We start from the raw sequence: 4505 nt of genomic DNA, 5'->3' as shown, positions 1-4505 counted from the left end.
GCTGCAACAGATAGGCCTGCGATACCACATGCCATAGTACGACGAACGTCACGGTCATGAAGTGCCATTAGAGACGCTTCGTAGCTGTACTTATCGTGCATGAAGTGAATGCTGTTTAGCGCAGTCACGTATTGCTTAGCTAGCCAGTCCATGAATGTGTCTAAGCGACCCATTACGTCATCGTAGTCAAGTACTTCGTCAGTGATCTTGTCGCCAACTGGGCCAACTTGCATCTTAAGCTTTTCGTCAACGCCGCCGTTGATTGCGTAAAGCATCGTTTTAGCAAGGTTTGCACGAGCACCAAAGAACTGCATTTGCTTACCAACAATCATTGGAGATACACAACAAGCAATTGCGTAATCGTCAGACTCTAGGTCAGGGCGCATTAGGTCATCATTTTCGTACTGGATAGAAGACGTATCGATAGATACCTTCGCACAGAACTTCTTGAAGCCTACTGGCAGTTGCTCAGACCAAAGAACCGTGATGTTTGGCTCTGGAGAAGGACCCATAGTGTATAGGCTGTTTAGGAAACGGAAGTTAGTACGTGTTACTAGTGTACGACCGTCGATTCCCATACCACCCATTGATTCTGTTGCCCAGATTGGGTCACCAGAGAACAGCTCATCGTATTCAGGAGTACGTAGGAAACGAACCATACGTAGCTTCATTACGAAGTGATCGATCATTTCTTGAGCTTGTACTTCAGTAATTGTACCCGCAGCGATATCACGCTCGATGAACACGTCTAGGAAAGTCGAAGTACGACCTAGAGACATTGCTGCACCGTTTTGAGATTTAACAGCCGCTAGGTAACCGAAGTAAGTCCACTGGATTGCTTCTTGAGCGGTTTGAGCTGGACCTGAGATATCGTAACCGTATTTCTCAGCCATTACTTTCATTTGGCCAAGAGCGCGGTGTTGCTCAGAGATTTCTTCACGAAGTTGCATTGTTGCAGATAGGTCTTCGCCGTTTTCGAAACGCTCTTGTAGAGAAGCAAATTGAGCTTGCTTGTCTTTCATTAGGAAGTCTACACCGTAAAGTGCAACACGACGGTAGTCACCAATGATACGACCACGGCCGTATGCATCTGGAAGACCAGTCAAAACACCTGATTTACGACATTTTAGAATGTCAGGCGTGTAGATATCGAAAACACCAGCGTTGTGTGTTTTACGGTATTCTGAGTAGATCTTTGAAACCATAGGGTCAAGAGTTTCACCATATGCTTTACAAGAACCTTCAACCATACGTACACCACCGTTAGGGATGATTGCACGCTTAAGTGGTTTTTCAGTTTGAAGACCTACGATTGTTTCTAGGTCTTTATTGATATAGCCAGCATCATGAGAAGTGATGGTAGAGATAACAGATGTATCGAAGTCTACAGGTGCTTTAGTCGCATTTTCCTGCTTGATACCTTCCATTACTTTGTCCCAAAGCGAATTAGTTGCTTCAGTACCTTCAGAAACTAGGAAAGATTCGTCGCCTTCATACGGCGCGTAGTTCTTTTGAATAAAATCACGAACGTTTACTTCGCTTTGCCACTCACCTGCAGCAAAACCTTCCCAAGCTTTAGCAAATTGCTCTGCCATGACATACCTACCTTTTTAGTAGAAAAAACACGTACTGGTTTCACTGTAAAATTACAGCTATCTTCAGAGGAAGATCAGTACTCACATTAATAACAATATCTATAGTAATAGAAAGTTGCTTCTCGAAAACTATACATATTGTCATTTACAATCGATGGTTGTTCAAGTTGAAACCAACAACCCTAACCATTTAGGGGTAATATACACTAAAATTTTTTGACAAACCTTAAACTAAATCAATAAAAGTCAAAAAAAGTTGAAAAAAAAGGGTGGTGATAATCACCACCCAAACTATTTTTTAATCTATAGCCACGCTTTTAAGCCGTATTGACTTTCTAACATACCGACCGCAAGCATTGCGATTAAACATATAACCAATACACCTGCAGGAATAACAATTCTATCGACGAAAGATAGCTTAGATGCGCGCTCTTTATCACCGATTAGGCCATTGTTATCAAGCAACATAGTAAGTGCCCAAGCAAGTACAGGGTTAACAACGGCAGACCCAAAGATACAGATGCCTGCAGCTTGTGAATCTTTCGTGTCTTTCACCATCTGCATTCCCGCTTCAAGTAGTGGTAAGAATACACCCACTAGAAGAGCGACACGCATTACTGGCGGCCAAACAGCAACATCCATAGGAAAACCAAGTATAGCAACGATAATACATAGAGAACCTAATAAAATCGCACCTGCTGGAATTGGACGCTTCGCAATCGCAGCTGGGATCATATATGTACCCCAAGATGATGTGATGTTACCACCACCAACCGCGGTACCTACCATTTGACGGAATGAACACATAGTCATTGTGTCATCGACATCCATAAGTACTTTTTCAGTCTTACGTGGGTAGTTTAGTTCTTGGAAGATACGGTGACCTAAGAAATCAGGAGACCACATAGCAACCGCGAGTATTGCAAAAGGTAGTGATGCGATAAAGTGCTCAAGCGTAGGAAGACCTAGCTGCCAACCTTGTTCAGTGCTGCCCCACCAGTAAACTGGGTTTAAGTTAGGGATGCCCATCTCTGTTTCGAAGGTTAAGTCGAAGCCAGCGCCAAGTCCGAGTGCGATGATAAGGCCAGTAAAGGCACACACTGGGATTGCCAGCCAACGTTTGTTGATTTTAGCAAGGAAAGCATAAACAACGATGTTGATACCAAGAACGACTAAACCAATATAACCAAGGCTTCCTGCTTCTACTGTCGAAGACTGAAGACCTGTCGCCCAAGATTGAATAGAACCAATCTGACTCATTACACCGGTAAACCCAAGGAATATTAATAACCCCCCTGCGGTACCTTGTGAGGTGAGGTTAACAAGCTTGGACCCCCCCTTAAAGTAACTCAATAGCAGACCGAAGACACCCAACAAGATCGCTAGAGCGAGTGGGTGAGCACCTGCTAAAGCAATACTACCAATAAGAGGGATCATTGGGCCGTGGTTACCGGCAAGGTTTGCTCTTGGGTTAAAAATACCCGATGCAAGTATACAGAATAGAAGTGCAGGAATTAGCATTTCTACTCGTGCTACTTCAATAGCAAACTCTTTACCTAGATTAACGTGATCCCAAGCGGCAGTAAGGCCATCAGCCCAAGACATCATTACCGCAGAGTACATGGCGATAATTCCGATGGTACCAGCAAGTGCAGGCACTAAATCTTCTAGTTCGAATCGAAAGTCGCGGCCAGGTAAGTTAAGGCCAAATCGGCGGGGTTTCATGATTTGCAGTTCGTGATCTAAATAATCTGAACGGTTAGCAAACTCAGATGCTGGACGATGGAGCTCTTGATAGCTCTTGTTCTCAATATCCGAATCAGAGTGCGGTTGATTCACTGCGTCTGACATAGATTCCTCATTTAAAAAAGTAGTCATTCATTCAATCCGAAACCAGCGTGTCTAAGTCAGGCGCTGGAGTGGCACGAAATTTTTGCGCTATATCTTAGCTAAAGATAAAGCATGTAGTGTTTTTTTACACTTTAGATTTTTTGCGAGTTTAGCGTGCTTATTCTCTAGGGTGATTGATCTTGATCACTTTATAAAACAATGTGAAATAAAGCTACACAATGGAAGTCTTTGTTAACTAAAGTAATATTGATATTGAAATTAAACTACATAAATAATACTGATAGTGTAAATTAGTTACATGGAGAGAAGAATGTGTGAGCTCTGAAGACGCGAGTAAGGGTTTTACAAATATTGAACTATATCTACTTTTTATAAATTCATTAACAATTGCAAACTCCACATAATGATTCCATTTGTTCACTTTATGCGTCTTTAATAGTTTTATTGGCTGATGTTTGAATTATTACTCATATAAAGTAGCTATATATCCCAGAATGGCAGGTTAATAATTTGTTGCATCTCAATCTTAGGGGTGCTAGTTTTACTCGCAATGTGGGTGGAGCCCAGCAGTCATAGATAACAGGGAGTAAAGCGCATGAAAGACGTACCAGCGCTAGATATAAAAGAACTGCACAAGACATTTGGTCAAAATGAAGTGCTAAAAGGCATTTCCTTAGAAGCCCATAAAGGCGATGTTGTCTCTATCATTGGCTCTTCTGGTTCAGGTAAAAGTACCTTTCTTCGTTGTATTAATCTTTTAGAAACACCAACCGCGGGTGATATTTGGGTCAATGGAGAATTGATCGAAATGAAAAACAACCGACAAGGTGAAGCGGTTCCTGTCAATGAGAAACAAGTTCAACGAATTCGTTCACGTTTAGCGATGGTTTTTCAGGGCTTCAATTTATGGTCGCACCTGACCGTACTTGAAAACGTGATCGAAGCGCCCGTGCATGTCCTAGGCGTTCCAAAAGCACAAGCGATTGAAAATGCGGAAGTCTTACTTAAAAAAGTGGGCTTATACGAACGCAAAGATTATTACCTGTCTCTTATACACAT

At 42.3% G+C, this 4505-nt stretch carries 3 protein-coding genes; 1 reads left to right on the top strand and 2 read right to left on the bottom strand.

What is annotated here, in order from left to right; all coding sequences use genetic code 11:
* The coding region (locus BCU12_RS08740; RefSeq protein ID WP_102403949.1) for a pyruvate formate lyase family protein at positions 1–1595 on the bottom strand (1595 nt) is incomplete at its 3' end.
* A gap of 303 nt (positions 1596–1898) precedes the next feature.
* Positions 1899–3446 carry a DUF3360 family protein gene (locus BCU12_RS08735; RefSeq protein ID WP_102403948.1) on the bottom strand — a complete coding sequence of 516 codons (1548 nt, stop codon included), beginning with the start codon at positions 3444–3446 and terminating at the stop codon, positions 1899–1901.
* A 595-nt stretch (positions 3447–4041) separates the two neighbouring features.
* Here BCU12_RS08735 and BCU12_RS08730 point away from each other — a divergent pair.
* Positions 4042–4505: ATP-binding cassette domain-containing protein (locus BCU12_RS08730; RefSeq protein ID WP_133153840.1), on the top strand; the 464-nt coding region annotated here is incomplete at its 3' end.

It is taken from the genome of Vibrio sp. 10N.261.55.A7 (assembly GCF_002877365.1).
Classification (GTDB): Bacteria; Pseudomonadota; Gammaproteobacteria; order Enterobacterales; family Vibrionaceae; genus Vibrio.
This window is presented reverse-complemented; position numbering and strand designations above follow the sequence as displayed.

Bases quoted from the DNA above. Each gene is read 5' to 3' on its own strand.
- BCU12_RS08735 (WP_102403948.1), bottom strand. From the start codon at position 3,446: ATGTCAGACGCAGTGAATCAACCGCACTCTGATTCGGATATTGAGAAC.